Origin of the sequence: Streptomyces sp. NPDC007872 (assembly GCF_042868165.1) — a bacterium.
Taxonomy (GTDB): Bacteria; Actinomycetota; Actinomycetes; order Streptomycetales; family Streptomycetaceae; genus Streptomyces.
The window spans coordinates 17,379-34,395 of record NZ_JBIAEA010000013.1; the positions used below are offsets into that span (position 1 = coordinate 17,379).

The 17,017-nt window shown below is 73.6% G+C and carries 12 protein-coding genes and 1 riboswitch; of the genes, 4 read left to right on the plus strand and 8 right to left on the minus strand.

Translation table 11 applies throughout. From position 1 onward, the window contains the following. Positions 1-10: 10 nt before the first annotated feature. The 3 genes from ACFYNX_RS31925 to ACFYNX_RS31935 all read right to left on the minus strand — a co-directional run bounded on the left by ACFYNX_RS31925 (position 11) and on the right by ACFYNX_RS31935 (position 5,035). The gene (locus ACFYNX_RS31925; protein ID WP_365547389.1) at positions 11-1,216 is read right to left on the minus strand and encodes a nucleotide pyrophosphatase/phosphodiesterase family protein; all 1,206 of its coding nucleotides are present in this window, start codon (positions 1,214-1,216) and stop codon (positions 11-13) included. Further along, positions 1,216-1,809 carry a DUF5998 family protein gene (locus tag ACFYNX_RS31930; protein WP_388666676.1) on the minus strand — a complete coding sequence of 198 codons (594 nt, stop codon included), beginning with the start codon at positions 1,807-1,809 and terminating at the stop codon, positions 1,216-1,218. Before ACFYNX_RS31930 ends, ACFYNX_RS31925 begins: the two co-directional genes overlap by 1 nt. 109 nt (positions 1,810-1,918) lie before the next feature. Continuing rightward, positions 1,919-5,035 carry a GNAT family N-acetyltransferase gene (locus tag ACFYNX_RS31935; protein WP_388666679.1) on the minus strand — a complete coding sequence of 1,039 codons (3,117 nt, stop codon included), beginning with the start codon at positions 5,033-5,035 and terminating at the stop codon, positions 1,919-1,921. Between the two features lie 174 nt (positions 5,036-5,209). On the opposite strand from ACFYNX_RS31935, the gene ACFYNX_RS31940 reads away from it, so the two are divergent. Next, a complete protein-coding gene (locus tag ACFYNX_RS31940) occupies positions 5,210-5,491 on the plus strand; it encodes an HPr family phosphocarrier protein (protein ID WP_030222698.1) in 282 nt (93 codons plus the stop codon). Positions 5,492-5,657: 166 nt separating this feature from the next. Here the strand turns inward: ACFYNX_RS31940 and ACFYNX_RS31945 are convergent, their stop codons facing one another. The 4 genes from ACFYNX_RS31945 to ACFYNX_RS31960 all read right to left on the minus strand — a co-directional run bounded on the left by ACFYNX_RS31945 (position 5,658) and on the right by ACFYNX_RS31960 (position 10,531). Then, positions 5,658-6,341 (minus strand): GntR family transcriptional regulator, encoded by a 684-nt coding sequence (locus ACFYNX_RS31945; RefSeq protein ID WP_388666682.1) that lies wholly within the window; start codon positions 6,339-6,341, stop codon positions 5,658-5,660. Between the two features lie 212 nt (positions 6,342-6,553). After that, positions 6,554-7,324 (minus strand): M23 family metallopeptidase, encoded by a 771-nt coding sequence (locus tag ACFYNX_RS31950; protein WP_388666685.1) that lies wholly within the window; start codon positions 7,322-7,324, stop codon positions 6,554-6,556. A 12-nt stretch (positions 7,325-7,336) separates the two neighbouring features. Beyond that, a riboswitch (cyclic di-AMP (ydaO/yuaA leader) is annotated at positions 7,337-7,502 on the minus strand. Between the two features lie 288 nt (positions 7,503-7,790). Beyond that, positions 7,791-9,188 (minus strand): M16 family metallopeptidase, encoded by a 1,398-nt coding sequence (locus ACFYNX_RS31955; RefSeq protein WP_388666688.1) that lies wholly within the window; start codon positions 9,186-9,188, stop codon positions 7,791-7,793. Continuing rightward, complete coding sequence (locus tag ACFYNX_RS31960) at positions 9,185-10,531, minus strand: pitrilysin family protein (protein WP_365547373.1); 1,347 nt, start codon at positions 10,529-10,531, stop codon at positions 9,185-9,187. The genes ACFYNX_RS31955 and ACFYNX_RS31960 overlap by 4 nt, the downstream gene beginning before the upstream one ends. 181 nt (positions 10,532-10,712) lie before the next feature. On the opposite strand from ACFYNX_RS31960, the gene ACFYNX_RS31965 reads away from it, so the two are divergent. Continuing rightward, a complete protein-coding gene (locus tag ACFYNX_RS31965) occupies positions 10,713-13,172 on the plus strand; it encodes a DNA topoisomerase (ATP-hydrolyzing) subunit A (RefSeq protein ID WP_388666690.1) in 2,460 nt (819 codons plus the stop codon). Positions 13,173-13,200: 28 nt separating this feature from the next. Here ACFYNX_RS31965 and ACFYNX_RS31970 read toward each other — a convergent pair whose 3' ends face one another. Continuing rightward, positions 13,201-14,256 carry a CobW family GTP-binding protein gene (locus tag ACFYNX_RS31970; protein ID WP_388666693.1) on the minus strand — a complete coding sequence of 352 codons (1,056 nt, stop codon included), beginning with the start codon at positions 14,254-14,256 and terminating at the stop codon, positions 13,201-13,203. Positions 14,257-14,517: 261 nt separating this feature from the next. Between ACFYNX_RS31970 and ACFYNX_RS31975 the strand changes: the two genes are divergently transcribed. Both ACFYNX_RS31975 and ACFYNX_RS31980 read left to right on the plus strand, forming a co-directional pair. Next, the gene (locus ACFYNX_RS31975) at positions 14,518-16,266 is read left to right on the plus strand and encodes an ATP-binding protein (protein WP_388666696.1); all 1,749 of its coding nucleotides are present in this window, start codon (positions 14,518-14,520) and stop codon (positions 16,264-16,266) included. Continuing rightward, the gene (locus ACFYNX_RS31980; RefSeq protein ID WP_388666699.1) at positions 16,263-16,964 is read left to right on the plus strand and encodes a response regulator; all 702 of its coding nucleotides are present in this window, start codon (positions 16,263-16,265) and stop codon (positions 16,962-16,964) included. Before ACFYNX_RS31975 ends, ACFYNX_RS31980 begins: the two co-directional genes overlap by 4 nt. Positions 16,965-17,017: the final 53 nt, after the last annotated feature.

Genomic DNA, 17,017 nt, shown 5'->3' on the forward strand with positions numbered 1-17,017 from the left:
GGAAGGGGGGTCAGGAACGCACTTCGAGCAGCGGGACGAGCTGCTCGGCCGGGGTCATGGAGCCGTGCATGCCGACCATCGCGGACTCGTGGGGCTCGTTGACGGAGGCGGTGATGGCCACGTCGTCGTGGGCCGCCGCGACGACGTCCCCGATCCGCCCGTACACGCGCTCGTCGACCTCGTCCCCGAACCAGCCGAGGGAGATCGCCTCGTCGCGGCTCGCGACCCAGAACTGCTCGCCGACGACCTCGCGCCAGCAGGTGAGGACGTCCGCCGCGGCGCCGGGCACGGCGTAGACGTGGCGGGCGCGCCCCTCGCCGCCGAGGAGGGCGACGCCGGCGCGCAGCTCCCAGTCCTCGTCGAAGTCGATGCGGTGCCGCTCGTCGAAGGGGATGTCGACCATGCCGTGGTCGGCCGTGACGTACAGGGCCGAGCGGGGCGGCAGTTGCTCGGCGAGCCGCCGCACGAGCCGGTCGACGAACATGAGCTGGCCGCGCCAGGCGTCGGAGTCGATGCCGAAGCGGTGCCCGGCGCCGTCGAGTTCGCTGTAGTACGTGTAGACCAGCGAGCGGTCGCCGGCGGCGAGCTGCTCGGCGGCGAAGTCCATGCGCTCCTCGCCGGAGAGCCGCCCGTGGAACGTTCCGCCGCTGAGCGCGATCTGGGTGAGCGGGGTCTGCTCGAAGATCGGGGAGGACACCTGGGCGGTGTGGATCCCGGCCTCGTGGGCGAGCCGGAAGACGGTGGGGTACGGCTGCCAGGCGTGCGGCGCGGTCCATGGCTTCCAGCGGAGCTGGTTCATCAGCTCGCCGGTGTCGGGGTTGCGCACGGTGTAGCCGGGCAGCCCGTGGGTGCCGGGGTACCGGCCGGTGCCGACGGAAGCGAGCGAGGTCGCGGTGGTGGCGGGGAACCCGGCGGTGACCGGGCGGCCCGTGCCGCCCCGCGAGGAGCCGAGGAGCGAGGTCAGGTAGGGCGCCTCTTCCGGGTGGTCCTTGATCTGCTCCCAGCCGAGCCCGTCGATCAGGAAGACGCAGTTCCGGTCCGCGGGGGCGAGTTCGGCGATCCGGGGGGCGAACCCGGGGACCTCCTGGCCCGCGACGAGCGTGGGGAGGAGGTCGCCGAGGGAGCCGGTGGCGTACTCGGGCACCGGCGCGGTCTCCGGGGCGAGCGGGACCGGGTCGTCGGGCCAGCCGTGGGACACGGCGGCGGACTGCGCCATCAGCGGGTGGCGGCGGTGGCCGCGGTGGCTTCGGAGAGCGCCTGCGCGAAGGCGAGGGTCTGCCGGACGGTGTCCGGGCCGTCCCCGGCCTCGCTCACCCGCAGGCTGAGGTCGTCGGCGGTGGCGTTGCCCGTGTAGCCGTGGTCGGCGTCGCAGTTGGCGTCGCCGCAGGCGGCGGGCTCCAGGTCGATGCGGGAGACGGCGCCCCAGCCGATGGTGAGGACCACCTCGCGGGGCAGGGTGCCCGGCGTGTACGACTCGGGGTTGGCGACCACGCGGCTGACGACGACCGACGAGATCCGGTCGAGCTTCACGGACTCGGTGGAGGTCGTGGCGTACGGGGTCGGGGAGCTGGTGTCGGCGGCCTGCTCGTCGGTGTGGCTGACGATGAAGCGGTTCGGCGTCAGGACGAGGACGGTGACGTGGCGGCGGACCTCGTTCGCGTCGAAGGTGGTCTCCTGGTGCACCACGTACGACGCGACGGCCTCGCCGCCGACGGCGGCCTCCACCGCCTCGGCCACGAGGGCCGGGTAGTAGCCGCTGCGCTCGATCGCCGCGCGCAGCCCCTGGGTCGTCGTACCGGTCTTCGCCATGGACTCCATCCTAAGCCCCGGGTAAGGACGGCTCGGCCGGTTGCGGGGACGGCGGGGCGGTCGGGAAGGGCCGGGGCTGTGACATCCGCCTCCCTCGCGGCGGTCGCGTTCAGTAGTTCGGCAGGCTGCGCGGGCCGAGGTCCGTGCGGGGCGGGGGCGGGGCCAGGCGGACGGTCGCGCCGAGGACGGAGAGGCCGCGGGGGGCCACGACCACCGGCTCCAGGGAGACGGCGACCACCTCGGGGTGGTCGTCGACGAGCCGGGAGACCCGGAGCAGGAGCTCCTCCAGGGCCGGGGTGTCGACGGGGGCGGAGCCGCGCCAGCCGAAGAGCAGCGGGGTGGTCCGGAGGGAGCGGACGAGTTCCGCGACGTCCCGGTCGGTGGCCGGGACAAGGCGGTGGGCCGTGTCGCCGAGGAGCTCGGAGGCCGCGCCCGAGAGGCCGAAGGAGAGGACGGCGCCGACGGCCGGGTCGATGGCGGAGCGGACGACGGTGTCGACGCCCCGGGGGACCATGGCCTGGACGACCAACTGGAGCTCCTCGGGCTTGCCGAGGACCTCGGTCAGCTCGGCGTAGGCGGTGCGGAGCTGTTTCTTGTCGGCCAGGTCGAGCCGGACGCCACCGAGGTCGGGGCGGTGGCGCAGGTGCGGCGCGGTCGTCTTGAGGGCGACGGGGTAGCCGAGCCGGGCGGCGGCGGCGACGGCTGCGCCGGGCGTGGGCGCGGGCAGGGTGGGCAGGGCGGTGATCCCGTACCGGGCGAGCAGTTCGCCGGCCTGGTCGGTGCCGAGGGTGACGCCCCTCGGGTCCGCGTCCGTACCGCCGAGCACCCGCCGGATCAGGGCGGCGGCTCCCGCCTCGTCGATGTCCTCGTACTCGGGCACCCGGCCGGGGTCGGCCGCCTGCCGCCGCCACTGCCCGTACCGCACGGCCTCGGCGAGCGCCCGCACGGCCCGCTCGGCGGCGGGGTAGGCGGGGATGGTGACGGTGACCGGGGACCGGGCCGGGTCGGTGGTCGTGACCGGTGCGGGGTCCTGGGCGGGGGCGGACGGTTCCGGCGCCGGGTCGGTGGTGGGGGCGGAGGGTGCGGAGGACGCGGATTCGGGCGTGACGGTGCCGGCGGGTGCGGCGGAACGGTTCTCCCCCGCCGGGACTCCCGCGCCCGGCCCGGCTCCCGTACTCGTAACCGTGGCCGTACTCGTACCTGTGGCCGCACGCGTATCCGTACCCGTGGCCGTACTCGTATCCGTACCCGTCCCGCTCCCCCGCCCCGCCGCGGGCGGCCTCGTGCTCGTCGCCACCGCCAGGGCCTCCGCGAGGCCGCCCATCTCGACGTGGACGACGACGACCGGCTTCGCCGGGGCGGGGGCGGAGGCGACGGCCTCGCGGAGGGCGGCCGCGAGGACCTCGCCGTCGCCGAACTCGGTGGCCCCGTCCTCGCCGACCCACGGGATCGCGGTCACGACGACCGCGTCGGACGTCTCGTCCGCGAGGGCCGCCGCCAGCGCGTCCCGGAAGTCCGCCGGGACCGCCGCGGTCGTCAGGTCGAGGGGCCGCAGCGGGCGCAGCCCCTCGGTGAGGCAGGCGTCGTACGTGAGGAGGCCGAGCGACTCGGAGTTGCCGAGGATCGCGACCCGGGGCCCGGCGGGCAGCGGCTGGGCGGCGAGGAGCAGCCCGGCGTCCACGAGCTCGGTGACGGTGTCGACGCGGATCACCCCGGCCTGCCGGAGCAGCGCGGAGACCGTGGCGTGCGGGATGCGGGTGACGGGCACCCGGTGGCCGGGCGGGGCGCTGCCGCTGTGCCGGGCGCCCTTGACGACGACGACCGGCTTGACGGCGGCGGTGCGGCGGGCGAGCCGGGTGAACTTCCGGGGGTTGCCGATCGACTCCAGGTAGAGGAGGACGACGTCGGTGCCGGGGTCGTCGTACCAGTGCTGGAGGAAGTCGTTGCCGGAGACGTCGGCGCGGTTGCCGGCCGAGATGAAGGAGGAGAGCCCGGCGCCCCGCCGGTGCAGTCCGGCGAGGAGGGCGATCCCGATCGCGCCGGACTGGGTGAAGAGGCCGATCCGCCCGGCGGCCGGCATCTGCGGCGCGAGCGAGGCGTTGAGCCGGACGTCGTCGGCGGTGTTGATGATGCCGAAGGCGTTGGGCCCGATGATCCGCATGCCGTACGAGCGAGCCTGCCGGACGAGCCGGCGCTGCCGCTCGCGGCCCTCGGGGCCGCTCTCGGCGTATCCGGCGGAGAGCACGACGAGGCCCCGCACCCCGTGTGCGCCGCAGTCCGCGACGGCCTCCGGCACCCGTTCGGCGGGAACGGCGACGATCGCCAGGTCCACGGGCTCGCCGACGGCACCGACGGAGCGGTACGCGGGGACGCCGTCGAGCTCGACCGGACCGCCGTCACCGTCACCGTCGCCGGTTTCGGGGAGCGCCGCGTTCACCGCGTACACGCGTCCGGTGAAGCCCGCGCCGAGGAGGTTGCGCAGGACGGTCCGGCCGACGCCGCCGGGTGCGCGGCCGGCGCCGACCACGGCGACGGAGGCGGGGGTGAGCAGCCGCTGTACGGAGCGGGCCTCGGCGCGCTGCTCGCGGGCGCGCTGGACGGCGAGGGAGCGGTCGGTGGGTTCGAGGTCGAGGTGGAGCCGTACGGAGCCGTCCTCGAAGCTGCGCTTCTGGGTGTAGCCCGCGTCGGTGAAGACCTTGATCATCTTGGTGTTGGCGGGGAGCACCTCGGCGGCGAAGCGCCGGATGCCCCGCTCGCGGGCGACCGCCGCGATGTGTTCGAGCAGGGCGGAGGCGACGCCCCGCCCCTGGTGCGCGTCCTGGACGAGGAAGGCGACCTCGGCCTCGTCGGCCGGGGCGGAGGCGGGCAGTCCGCGGTCGTCGATGCGGTCGTAGCGGACGGTGGCGATGAACTCGCCCTCGACGGTCGCCGCGAGCCCCACCCGGTTCACGAAGTCGTGGTGGGTGAAGCGGTGCACGTCCTTGGCGGAGAGGCGCGGGTAGGGGGCGAAGAAGCGGTAGTACTTCGACTCGTCCGAGACCTGCTCGTAGAAGCTGACGAGCCGGTCGGCGTCGTCGGCGGTGATGGGTCTGATGCGCGCGGTGCCGCCGTCGCGGAGCACCACGTCCGCCTCCCAGTGGTCGGGATAGGCGTGCTCCGGTGGTGCCGGCCGTGCCGGCGTGGCTCCCGGTCCCGCCGCTTCCGGCTGCTCCGACGCGCTCTGCATGGGGTCAGCCTACGGGGGCGGCGCGCCCGGGGCACCGGTCGCGCGGCGGGGACGGGCGTTGCAAGGTGGGAGGGCCGAAGGGCGGTCCGGTCCGGGCCGGAGGTCGGCGTGAGCACCTCGCATCGCGTGAGAGACTGGTCTAGACAACCCGCTTGAGACTTGAAGGGCAACACCATGGCTGAGCGCCGCGTCAACGTCGGCTGGGCCGAGGGCCTGCACGCCCGCCCCGCGTCCATCTTCGTCCGTGCCGCCACGGCTTCCGGCGTTCCGGTGACGATCGCCAAGTCCGACGGCACCCCCGTGAACGCCGCCTCCATGCTCGCGGTGCTCGGCCTGGGCGCGCAGGGCGGCGAGGAGATCGTGCTCGCGTCGGACGCCGAGGGCGCCGAGGCCGCCCTGGACCGTCTGGCGAAGCTGGTCGCCGAGGGCCTGGACGAGCTCCCCGAGACCGTTTGACCCCTCGCGGTTCCCGCACTTCGAAAGGCCGCGGCCGCCGGAATTCCGGCGGCCGCGGCCTTTTTCTTTTCCGCTCCCCCGCCGCTCCCGATTTCGGGCGGCGCGAAGTTTCCGGGCAGCACGAAAAGCCCCGTGGGATTTCTATTCTTTGTATACGGCGCGCGTGTTAATTCCGGGCACTCGCCGTGTTGACGACGTGTTGCGAAACCCTCACACGCCCCCGGTCCGGCCTCTTGAGCCGGTGCAGCGACATCGAGCGCTCCGCGTGCAGCGCGGTGAGGGCCCTCGCCCGCTCGGCGTCCCCGCGCGCCACGGCGTCCACGATCGCGCCGTGCTCGGCCCAGGCCTCCACCGGCCGCTCGGGCTGCTCGACGGCGTACATCCAGGCGATCTTGTGCCGCAGTTGGGTGAGCAGCGCCGTCAGCGGCGGGCTGCCGGAGGCCTGTGCGAGCGTCTCGTGGAACCAGCCGCCGAGGGAGCGCAGGTCCTCGCCCTGGCCGCGCCTGGCCCGCTCCTGCCCCAGCCTGACCAGGCCGCGCAGCACCTTGAGGTGGGCGTCGGTGCGCCGCTGGGCGGCCCGCGCGGCCCCCAGCGGTTCGAGCAGCGCCCGCATGTCGAGCAGGTCGGCCGCCTCCTGCTCGGTGGGCTCGGCGACGTGCGCGCCCGCGTGGCGGCGGGTGAGGACGAAGCCCTCGGACTCCAGGGTGCGCAGCGCCTCGCGGACCGGGACGCGGGAGACCCCGTACCGGCGGGCGAGCTGCTCCTCGGTCAGCCGGCCGCCCCGCTCGAAGACTCCGGTGACGATGTCGTCCCGGATCGCCGTGCATACCGAATGCGCGGGAATGCGCATGTCCGACCTCCGCCTTGGTCGCGCGAGTCAATTCGAGCGGCGCCTGTTCTGCGCCTGATCCGCGACTCTATTGCAGTACGCCGGAATTTCCGATGCCCCCATGGAATCCATGGCCACCTTTTGGCCGACGGGGGGACGACGAAAGCCCCGGCTCAGCACGAGCCGGGGCTTTTGCGACGCGGGACCCCCGCGGCCGGGGGCGGCGGCGTGGGTCAGACGGTGACGCCGCGGGCGCGGAGGTAGGCGACCGGGTCGATGTCGGAGCCGTACTCGACGCCCGTGCGCGCCTCGAAGTGGAGGTGCGGACCGGTCGAGTTCCCGGTCGAGCCCGAGATGCCGATCTGCTGGCCCGGCTCGACGGTCTGGCCGACGTACACCCCGATGGACGAGAGGTGACCGTACTGGGTGTACGTGCCGTCGTGCATCCGGATGACGATGTTGTTGCCGTACGCGCCGCCCCAGCCGGCCTCGACGACGGTGCCGGAGCCGACGGAGACGACCCGGCTGCCGTAGGCGGCGTGGAAGTCGACGCCGGAGTGGCTGCCGGAGGACCAGAGCGAGCCACCGGTCTGGTAGCCGGTGGACACGTACGAGCCGGAGACGGGGAGCTGGAAGGAGTTCAGGCGGCGGCGCTCGGCCTCGCGGGCGGCGCGGGCCCGCTCCTCGCGGATCTCCTTGGCGCGGGCCTCGGCCTTGCGCTTCGCCTCGGCCCGGGCCTTCTGCAGGGCGGCGGCCTCGAAGGCCTCCCGGTCCTGGGCGTCGGCCTGGGCGTTGAGCCGGTCGACGAGGGAGTCCTCGGTGATCACCTTGGTGAGACCGGTGTCCTCGGGGGAGCGGTTGTCCGTGTCGGCGGCGAGCGCCGGGGAGGCCAGGGTTCCGATGACGCCGGTGGTGGCGAGCGTCGCCACGCCCGCGATGCCCGCGCCGCGGCGCGCCATCCGGCTCGAACCACGATGCTTCCCGGTGGCACGGGTGAACGCCATGAAGACGTTGTTCCTTTCCTTCCTTCTCGCCTACCGGGTTAGCTGACGGGTTCGGAGCAGGAAGGTCTCCTACGGGCCCCTCCGCGCGAGGCGAAGGCGTCCGATTCACCCCAGGGACTGTGTGTGGGTCCCCGGCTCCCCAGGCTCGCGCCTGACGGGGACTCGGCGATGACTGTCCGGTGCCGCGGGTGCGGCGGGTGCAACTGGCGGACAGCCGCACCGACGCTATGCGGACCGCCAGTCGATCACCAACCGAACATGACCTTTTGTAAGGCATGCCACAGGCCAGATGATCACTCTTATTACCAATACGGACAATTCACAGGGATGCTTCCCGTCCGACTCGCGTACGGCTTCCCGCGCAGCTCTCGCACGACTTCTCGCGCGGCTCTCGTGCGAACGGGCGGAGGACCCCGACGATCCGTCACGTCGGGGTCCTCCGTGGAGCCGGCCGGGCAGGGCCCGATCAGCCGGTGACGACGGTCACTTCACCGATGCCGAGCGCCCGCACCGGCTCCGCGATCTGCGCCGCGTCGCCCACCAGGACCGTGACGAGCCGGTCCACCGGGAAGGCGCTGACCACGGCCGCGGTCGCCTCGACGGTGCCGGTCTCGGCCAGGCGCGCGTACAACTGGGCCTGGAAGTCGTCCGGGAGGTGCTGCTCCACCTGGTCGGCGAGCGTCCCGGCGACGGAGGCGGCCGTCTCGTACTTGAGCGGCGCCACCCCCACCAGGTTCTGCACGGCGGTCTCCCGCTCGGCGTCCGTGAGCCCCTCGGCGGCCAGGGTGCGCAGCACCTTCCACAGGTCGTCCAGGGCCGGGCCCGTGTTGGGGGTGTCGACGGAGCCGCTGATGGCGAGCATCGCGGCGCCGTTCCCCCCGGCGTCCGAGCGGAGCACCTGCCCGAAGGCCCGCACGCCGTACGTGTAGCCCTTCTCCTCGCGCAGGACCCGGTCCAGACGCGAGGTCAGGGTCCCGCCGAGGCAGTACGTGCCGAGGACCTGGGCCGGCCAGACGCGGGCGTGCCGGTCGGGACCGATCCGGCCGATGAGGAGCTGGGTCTGGACGGCGCCGGGGCGGTCCACGACGACGACCCGGCCGGTGTCGTCGGCGGTGATCGGCGGCATCGGCAGCGCCTCACCGGGCTCGCCGGTCCAGGCGCCCAGCGTCTCCGCGAGGACCTTCTCCAGGTCGACGCCGGTCAGGTCGCCGACGACCACGGCGGTGGCCGTGGCGGGTCGCACGTGCGCCTCGTAGAAGGCGCGGACCGCGGCGGCGTCGATCGCCGCGACGGTCTCCTCGGTGCCCTGGCGCGGCCGGGACATCCGGGAGTCGGCCGGGAACAGCTCCTTGGAGAGCTGCTTGGCGGCGCGCCGAGCCGGGTTGGCCGTCTCGTGCGGGATCTCGTCGAGGCGGTTGCGCACCAGGCGCTCGACCTCGGTGTCCAGGAACGCCGGGGCGATCAGGGCCTCGGCGAGCAGCCCGAGCGCCTTGGGCAGCCGGGAGACCGGGACCTCCAGGGAGACCCGTACGCCCGGGTGGTCGGCGTGCGCGTCGAGGGTGGCGCCGCAGCGCTCCAGCTCGGCCGCGAACTCCTCGGCGCCGTGCTGGTCGGTGCCCTCGGAGAGCGCGCGGGCCATGATGGTGGCCACGCCGTCGAGGCCGGCCGGCTCGGCGTCCAGCGGGGCCGGCAGGAAGAGCTCCACGGCGACGACCTGCTGGCCGGGGCGGTGGCTGGTGAGGACGGTCAGGCCGTTCTCCAGGGTGCCGCGGTCCGGGGCCGGGAAGGCCCAGGGGCGGGCGGTGCCCGGCGCCGGCTGCGGGTGGAACTCCATGCTCGTCAAAGACACGGCAGCGTCGGTCACTGGTCCGCTCCCTCTTCCTCGTCGCTGTCGCTCTGTTCGGTGGCCACCGGCTCGTAGACCAGGACCGCGCGGTTGTCCGGGCGCAGCCGGGCCGCGGCGGCCTCCCGCACCTCCTCGGCGGTGATGTCGAGGACGCGGTCGACGGCGGTGAGGGCGAGCTGCGGGTCGCCGAACAGCACGGCGAACCGGCACAGTTCGTCGGCGCGGCCCGCGACGGTGCCGAGCCGGTCCAGCCACTCGCGCTCCAACTGCGCCTGCGCGCGCTCCATCTCCTCCGCGGTGGGGCCCTCGGCGGCGAACCGGGCGAGCTCCTCGTCGACGGCCGCCTCGATCTCCGGGACCTCGACGCCGCCGGACGTCTTGACGTCCAGCCAGCCGAGCGAGGGCGCCCCGGCGAGCCGCAGCAGCCCGAAACCGGCGGCGACGGCCGTGCGGTCCCGGCGGACCAGGCGGTTGTGCAGCCGGGAGGACTCCCCGCCGCCCAGGACCGTCAGGGCCAGGTCGGCGGCGTCGCACTCGCGCGTGCCGTCGTGCGGCAGCCGGTAGGCGGCCATCAGGGCGCGCGCCGGGACCTCCTCCTCGACGACCTCGCGGAGCTGCTCGCCGATGACGTCGGGCAGCGAGCCGTCGCGCGGGGCCGGCTTGCCGTCGTGGGACGGGATGGAGCCGAAGTACTTCTCGATCCACGCGAGGGTCCGCGCCGGGTCGATGTCGCCGACGACGGAGAGCACCGCGTTGTTCGGGGCGTAGTACGTGCGGAAGAAGTCCCGCGCGTCCTCCAGGGTGGCCGCGTCCAGGTCGGCCATGGAGCCGATGGGCGTGTGGTGGTAGGGGTGGCCCTCCGGGTAGGCGAGCGCGGTCAGCTTCTCGAAGGCCGTGCCGTAGGGCACGTTGTCGTAGCGCTGGCGGCGCTCGTTCTTGACGACGTCCCGCTGGTTCTCCATGGACTCGTCGTCCAGGGCGGCGAGCAGCGAGCCCATGCGGTCCGCCTCCAGCCAGAGCGCGAGCTCGAGCTGGTGGGTGGGCATGGTCTCGAAGTAGTTGGTGCGCTCGAAGCTCGTCGTGCCGTTCAGCGAGCCGCCCGCGCCCTGCACCAGCTCGAAGTGGCCGTTGCCGTGGACCTGCTTCGAGCCCTGGAACATCAGGTGCTCGAAGAGGTGGGCGAGCCCCGTGCGGCCCGCGACCTCGTGGCGCGAGCCGACGTCGTACCAGAGGCAGACCGCGGCGACCGGGGTCAGGTGGTCCTCGGAGAGCACCACGCGCAGGCCGTTCGCCAACCGGTGCTCGGTCGCTGTCAGGCCGCCGGAGCCGGCCTCGGCCGTGGCCGTGTGACCCATGGGCATGTACGTCCCTTCGATGGCGATGTGAAAAAGTCCTGCCACTGTATGCAAGCGCGCCGACACCTGGCGAAGTTCCCGCCCCTTCGAGATGTCCCTCGTCCGGGTCGCGGTCGGCGTTGTCGGTGGCACGGTCCACAATGGTCCGCGTCAGATCAACCTTGTTGGTGAAGGAGCCGCAGCCGCGATGGCCCGCCGCAGCACGAAGACACCGCCGCCGGACGACGCGTACGAGGAGAGGATCCTCGACATCGACGTCGTCGACGAGATGCAGGGCTCCTTCCTCGAGTACGCGTACTCGGTGATCTACTCGCGCGCGCTCCCGGACGCCCGCGACGGGATGAAGCCCGTCCAGCGCCGCATCGTCTACCAGATGAACGAGATGGGGCTGCGTCCCGACCGCGGCTTCGTGAAGTGCGCCCGGGTCGTCGGCGAGGTGATGGGCAAGCTGCACCCGCACGGCGACGCGTCGATCTACGACGCGATGGTCCGCATGGCACAGCCCTTCTCCATGCGCCTCCCGCTCGTCGACGGCCACGGCAACTTCGGTTCCCTCGGCAACGACGACCCGCCGGCCGCCATGCGGTACACCGAGTCGCGGATGGCTTCGGCCGCGCTGCTCATGACCGAGTCCATCGAAGAGGACACGGTCGACTTCGCGCCGAACTACGACGGCCAGGAGCAGGAGCCGGTGGCACTGCCCGCCGCCTACCCGAACCTGCTGGTCAACGGCGCGTCCGGCATCGCGGTCGGCATGGCGACCAACATGCCCCCGCACAACCTCGGCGAGGTCGTCGCGGCCGCCCGCCACCTGATCCGGCACCCGAACGCCGACCTCGAGACGCTGATGCGCTTCGTGCCGGGACCGGACCTGCCGACCGGCGGCCGCATCGTCGGCCTCTCCGGCATCAAGGACGCGTACGCGTCGGGGCGCGGCTCCTTCAAGATCCGCGCCACCGCGACCGTGGAGACCGTGACGGCGCGCCGCAAGGGCATCGTCGTGACCGAGCTGCCGTTCACGGTCGGCCCGGAGAAGGTCATCTCCAAGATCAAGGACCTGGTCGGCTCCAAGAAGCTCCAGGGCATCGCGGACGTCAAGGACCTCACCGACCGCAGCCACGGCCTGCGCCTGGTCATCGAGATCAAGAACGGCTTCGTGCCCGAGGCCGTCCTGGAGCAGCTCTACAAGCTGACGCCGATGGAGGAGTCCTTCGGCATCAACAACGTGGCGCTCGTCGACGGCCAGCCGCTCACCCTCGGCCTCAAGGAGCTCCTGGAGGTCTACCTGGACCACCGCTTCGACGTGGTCCGCCGCCGCTCCGAGTTCCGCCGCACCAAGAAGCGCGACCGGCTCCACCTGGTCGAGGGCCTGCTCGTGGCGCTGCTCGACATCGACGAGGTCATCCGCCTCATCCGGGAGAGCGACAACTCCGCGCAGGCCAAGGAGCGCCTGATGGAGCGCTTCTCCCTGAGCGAGATCCAGACGCAGTACATCCTGGACACCCCGCTGCGCCGCCTCACCAGGTTCGACCGGATCGAGCTGGAGGGCGAGCGCGACCGCCTCAACGGCGAGATCGACGAGCTGACCGGGATCCTGGAGTCCGACGCGGAGCTGCGCAAGCTGGTCTCGGCGGAGCTGGCCTCGGTCGCCAAGAAGTTCGCCACGGACCGCCGGACCGTCCTGCTCGAATCGGCCGGCACGCCCGTCGCGGCCACGTCCCTCCAGGTCGCGGACGACCCGTGCCGGGTCCTGCTGTCCTCGACCGGTCTGCTGGCGCGTACGGCGACGGAGGAGCTACCGCCCACCGACCCGGACGCGAAGCGGGTCAAGCACGACGTGATCGTGTCGGTGGTGGCCGCCACCCAGCGCGGTGACGTCGGCGCGGTGACCTCGGCCGGCCGGCTGCTGCGGATCGCGGTGATCGACCTGCCGCAGTTGCCGGACACCGCGTCCGTCCCGAACCTGGCGGGCGGCGCGCCGCTGTCGGAGTTCCTCTCCCTGGAGGCGGACGAGACGGTGGTCTGCCTGACGACCCTCGAGGAGGCCTCGCAGGGGCTCGCCCTCGGCACGCTCCAGGGCGTGGTGAAGCGGGTGGTGCCGGACTACCCGGCGAACAAGGACGAGCTGGAGGTCATCACCCTCAAGGACGGCGACCGGATCGTCGGCGCGACCGAGCTGCGGACGGGTGAGGAGGACCTGGTCTTCATCACCTCCGACGCCCAGTTGCTGCGCTACCCGGCGTCCCAGGTGCGGCCCCAGGGCCGGCCCGCGGGCGGCATGGCGGGCGTGAAGCTGGCGGCGGGCGCCGAGGTCCTCTCGTTCACGGCGGTCGACCCGGCGGCGGAGGCGGTGGTCTTCACGGTCGCGGGCTCCACGGGCACCCTGGACCCCGCCGGTAGTACGTCGGCGAAGCTGACGCCCTTCGACCAGTACCCGCGCAAGGGCCGCGCGACCGGCGGCGTCCGCTGCCAGCGGTTCCTGAAGGGCGAGGACGTCCTGGTCCTGGCCTGGGCGGGCACCTCCCCGGCCCGCGCGGCGCAGAAGAACGGCACCCCGGTCGAGCTCCCGGAGATCGACCCCCGCCGCGACGGCTCGGGCACGCCCCTGCCGAAGCCGGTGGAGGTCCTGGCGGGCCCGGCCAGCTAGCACCCGGGCCGGAGGGGCCCCGGACCCCCTAGAACAGGGTCTCCTCCGGCTCCTCCTCCGTCTGCTGCACGTACCGCAGGACGCCCCACATGCTGGACTCGTCGGGGGCGTCCCGCGGGCCGCTCAGCTCGCAGGCGGCGAGTTCCTCGCGCAGACCGGCCGTATCGACGCCGGAGCCGATCAGGACGAGCTGGGTGAGGCGCTCCTCGCCGGCGGGCCAGGGCTCCGGGTAGAAGCGCAGGAAGCGTCCGACGGCGTGCACGGTGTAGCGGTTGGCCGGGTCGGCGGCGCCGAGGTCGACGAAGCCCTTGATCCGGTAGAGCCCCTCGGGGCGGGAGTCGAGGAACGCCATCAGACGGCGCGGGTGGAGCGGCGTCGAGGCCGTCAGCGAGACGGTCTCGTAGGACGCGTGCGCGTGGTCGGCGTCGTCGTCGGAGCCGTACAGGACGTCCTCGATGGACATCTGGCCCTCGATCTCGTCGTCCGGCACGACCCGGTCGAAGAGCAGTTCCGGGTCGACGCGGCCGTGGGAGGCCTCGATCACGGCGGCGCGTCCGGCGAGGCCCGCCACCGTCTCCCGTACGCTCCGCAGCTCGTCGGCGGAGACCCGGTCGGCCTTGTTGACGACCACGAGGTCGGCGACGGCCAGGTGCCGGTCGGTCCCGGGGTGCCGCTGCCGGGTGGCCCCGAACTCGGCCGCGTCGACGACCTCGACGAGCCCTCCGTACACGATCCGCTCGTTCTCGCTGGCGAGCACCATGCGGACCAGTTCCTGCGGCTCCGCGAGTCCGCTCGCCTCGATCACGATCACGTCGAGCCGGGACTCGGGCCGGGTCAGGACCTCCAGGTACTCGTCGAGCTCACTGGCGTCGACGGCGCAGCACAGACAGCCGTTGCCCAGGGAGACGGTGGAGCCGACCTGGCCGGCGACGGTCATCGCGTCGATGCCGATGTCGCCGAAGTCGTTGACCATGACCCCGATGCGGGTGCCCCGCGCGCTGCGCAGCAGATGGTTGAGGAGCGTGGTCTTCCCGGCCCCGAGGAACCCTGCCAGGACGACGACGGGGATCTGCTGCGTGGTCAAGGAACGTGCCTCCGGTCGTGCTCGGTGGTGGTCCCCGCGACGTGCCGCTCCGCGGGAAAGGCCCAGGATAGGCGGGCCACGGGCCCATGACGGGCTTCCGGTACGGAGCGGGTGCGCGCGGGCGGGCCGGGGGGCGGGTGCCCCGGGACGGGCTTCGGTTCCTGGGGCCCTACCCCCGCTCCGGCACCGCACGCCCTCCCGCCTCCGCTCCCGTCCGCGCTCATTTCCGGTGCCGGGGCGTGTCCCCGTACCTTTTCGGGCATGAACCCCGTACGGACCGGATCCCCGCGCCCCCTCACGCGCCGTCGGCGGTTCGGATGGCCCCGGCGGGTGTTCTCGCAGGTCCTGCTGATGCAGTTGGCCGTCGCGACCGGGGTGACCGTCCTCGCCACCGGCCTGTTCCTGGCTCCGCTGAGCGCGCAGCTCGACGACCAGGCCATGCGGCGGGCCCTGGCCGTCGCCGGGACCACCGCGTCGCCCCGGCTCGCCGCCGGCCTGACCGGCGGTCCGCCGTCCGTACGGGGCCCGGTGCAGGCGGAGGCGGAGCGGGTCCGGATCTCCACGGGCGCCGAGTACGTGGTCGTCATGGACACGCGCGGGGTGCGCTGGTCGCACCCCGACCCCGCGCAGATCGGCAGGCTCGTCTCCACCGACCCGAGCGAGGCCCTGGCCGGCCGGGAGGTCATGGAGATCGACAGCGGCACGCTCGGCCGGTCGGCGCGCGGCAAGGTGCCGCTGCGCGACGCGGACGGGCGGACCGTCGGCGCGGTCTCCGTCGGCATCGAGTACGACAGCGTCCGCGACCGGCTCCTCGGCGCGATCCCCGGTCTCCTCGCCTACGCGGGCGGCGCGCTCGCGGCCGGGGCCCTGGCCGCGTACCTGATCTCCCGGCGGCTCCAGCGGCAGACCCACGACCTGGCCTTCTCCGACATCTCCGCGCTCCTCGCCGAGCGCGAGGCCATGCTGCACGGCATCCGGGAGGGCGTGGTGGCCCTGGACCGCAACGGTTCCGTACGGCTCGTGAACGACGAGGCGCAGCGGCTCCTCGGCCTCGGCCCCGAGGCGGCGGGCCGGCCGCTCGACGAGGTCCTCGGCCGGGGCCGCACCGCCGACGTCCTGGCGGGCCGGGTCACCGGCGAGGACCTGGTCACGGTCCGGGGGCACCGGGTGCTCATCGCGAACCGGATGCCCACGGACGACGGGGGCGCGGTGGCGACCCTCCGCGACCGCACCGAGCTGGAGCACCTCGGACGCGAGCTGGACGCCACCCGGGGCCTCATCGACGCCCTGCGCGCCCAGGACCACGAGCACGCCAACCGGATGCACACCCTCCTCGGCCTCCTGGAGCTGGAGATGCACGAGGAGGCGGTGGAGTTCGTCACCGAGGTGGTCGGGGTGCACCGGGCCACCGCCGAGCAGGTCACGGAGAAGGTCCACGATCCGCTCCTGGCCGCGCTGCTCGTCGGCAAGGCCGCCGTCGCCGCCGAGCGCGGCGTCTCGCTGCGGCTCGCACCGGACTCGCTGCTTCCGGACCGACTGGTCGACCCGCGCGAACTGGTCACCGTCGTCGGCAACCTGGTCGACAACGCCCTGGACGCGGCCTCCGGCACCCCGGACGCCCGCGTCGACGTCTCCTTCAACTGCGCGGGCCGTACGGTCGTGCTGCGGGTCTCGGACAGCGGCCCGGGGGTGCCGGAGGAGCGGCGCGAGCTGATCTTCACCGAGGGCTGGACGACGAAGGCCCTCCCGTCGCACGGGAAACGGGGGCTCGGGCTCGCCCTGGTGCGCCGGCTCGCCGAGCGCCGGGGCGGCTCGGCGACCGTGACCGGGGGCCCCGAAGGCGGGGCCGAGTTCACGGTCGTCCTCCCCGACGCCCTGAGCGACGCCCCGGACGGCCTCCGCTCCGTCCCGGAACCGGCCGCACCGGAACCGGCCGGAGCGAAGCCGACCGCACCGGAACCGGCCGTCCCGGGGCCGACCGCTCCGGAGCCCGCCGAGGAGGCACGATGACCGGCGTGCCCATCGACGTGCTCGTGGTGGACGACGACGTGCGGGTGGCGCGGATCAACGCCGCCTACGTCGCCAAGGTGCCCGGCTTCCGGGTCGTCGCGACCGCCCATTCGACCGCCGGGGCGCTCGCCGTCCTGGACGAGCGGCCGGTGGACCTGATCCTCCTGGACCACCACCTGCCGGACGAGAACGGCCTCGCGGCGGTACGGAAGCTCCGCGCGCGGGGCCACCAGTGCGACGTGATCATGGTGACGGCGGCCCGGGACGTGGCCACCGTGCAGGCGGCGATGCGGCACGGAGCCCTCCAGTACCTGGTCAAGCCGTTCAACTTCGCCGGCCTGCGCGGCAAGCTGGAGGCGTACGCGACGCTCCGCCGCACCCTGGAGGGCGGGGGCGAGGCCGAGCAGGCGGAGGTGGACCGGATCTTCGGGGTCCTGGCGGCGGGCTCCGTCGCCCCCGACCTGCCGAAGGGGCACTCCCCCACCACGGCCGAGCTGGTCCGGCAGGTGCTGCTCGCCGCCGACGGGCCGCTGTCCGCGCAGGAGATCGCCGAGCGGTCCGGCGTCAGCCGCCAGACCGCCCAGCGCTACCTCAAACTCCTGGAACGGACCGGCCGGGTGCGCCTCTCGCTCCGGTACGGCGAGACGGGCCGCCCCGAGCACCGGTACGCCTGGGCGAGCTCGCCGCCCACCGCCTGACGCGAGCCGGTCCGGTCCGTGCTCCCGCTCGTACGGGCACTCGTACGCGCACG

Excerpts from the sequence above, each read along its gene's own strand:
- ACFYNX_RS31935 (WP_388666679.1), bottom strand. The coding sequence starts at position 5,035 with ATGCAGAGCGCGTCGGAGCAGCCGGAAGCGGCGGGACCGGGAGCCACG.
- ACFYNX_RS31925 (WP_365547389.1), bottom strand. The coding sequence starts at position 1,216 with ATGGCGCAGTCCGCCGCCGTGTCCCACGGCTGGCCCGACGACCCGGTC.
- ACFYNX_RS31945 (WP_388666682.1), bottom strand. The coding sequence starts at position 6,341 with ATGCGCATTCCCGCGCATTCGGTATGCACGGCGATCCGGGACGACATC.
- ACFYNX_RS31940 (WP_030222698.1), top strand. The coding sequence starts at position 5,210 with ATGGCTGAGCGCCGCGTCAACGTCGGCTGGGCCGAGGGCCTGCACGCC.
- ACFYNX_RS31950 (WP_388666685.1), bottom strand. The coding sequence starts at position 7,324 with ATGGCGTTCACCCGTGCCACCGGGAAGCATCGTGGTTCGAGCCGGATG.
- ACFYNX_RS31980 (WP_388666699.1), top strand. The coding sequence starts at position 16,263 with ATGACCGGCGTGCCCATCGACGTGCTCGTGGTGGACGACGACGTGCGG.
- ACFYNX_RS31975 (WP_388666696.1), top strand. The coding sequence starts at position 14,518 with ATGAACCCCGTACGGACCGGATCCCCGCGCCCCCTCACGCGCCGTCGG.
- ACFYNX_RS31930 (WP_388666676.1), bottom strand. The coding sequence starts at position 1,809 with ATGGCGAAGACCGGTACGACGACCCAGGGGCTGCGCGCGGCGATCGAG.
- ACFYNX_RS31960 (WP_365547373.1), bottom strand. The coding sequence starts at position 10,531 with ATGCCCATGGGTCACACGGCCACGGCCGAGGCCGGCTCCGGCGGCCTG.
- ACFYNX_RS31965 (WP_388666690.1), top strand. The coding sequence starts at position 10,713 with ATGGCCCGCCGCAGCACGAAGACACCGCCGCCGGACGACGCGTACGAG.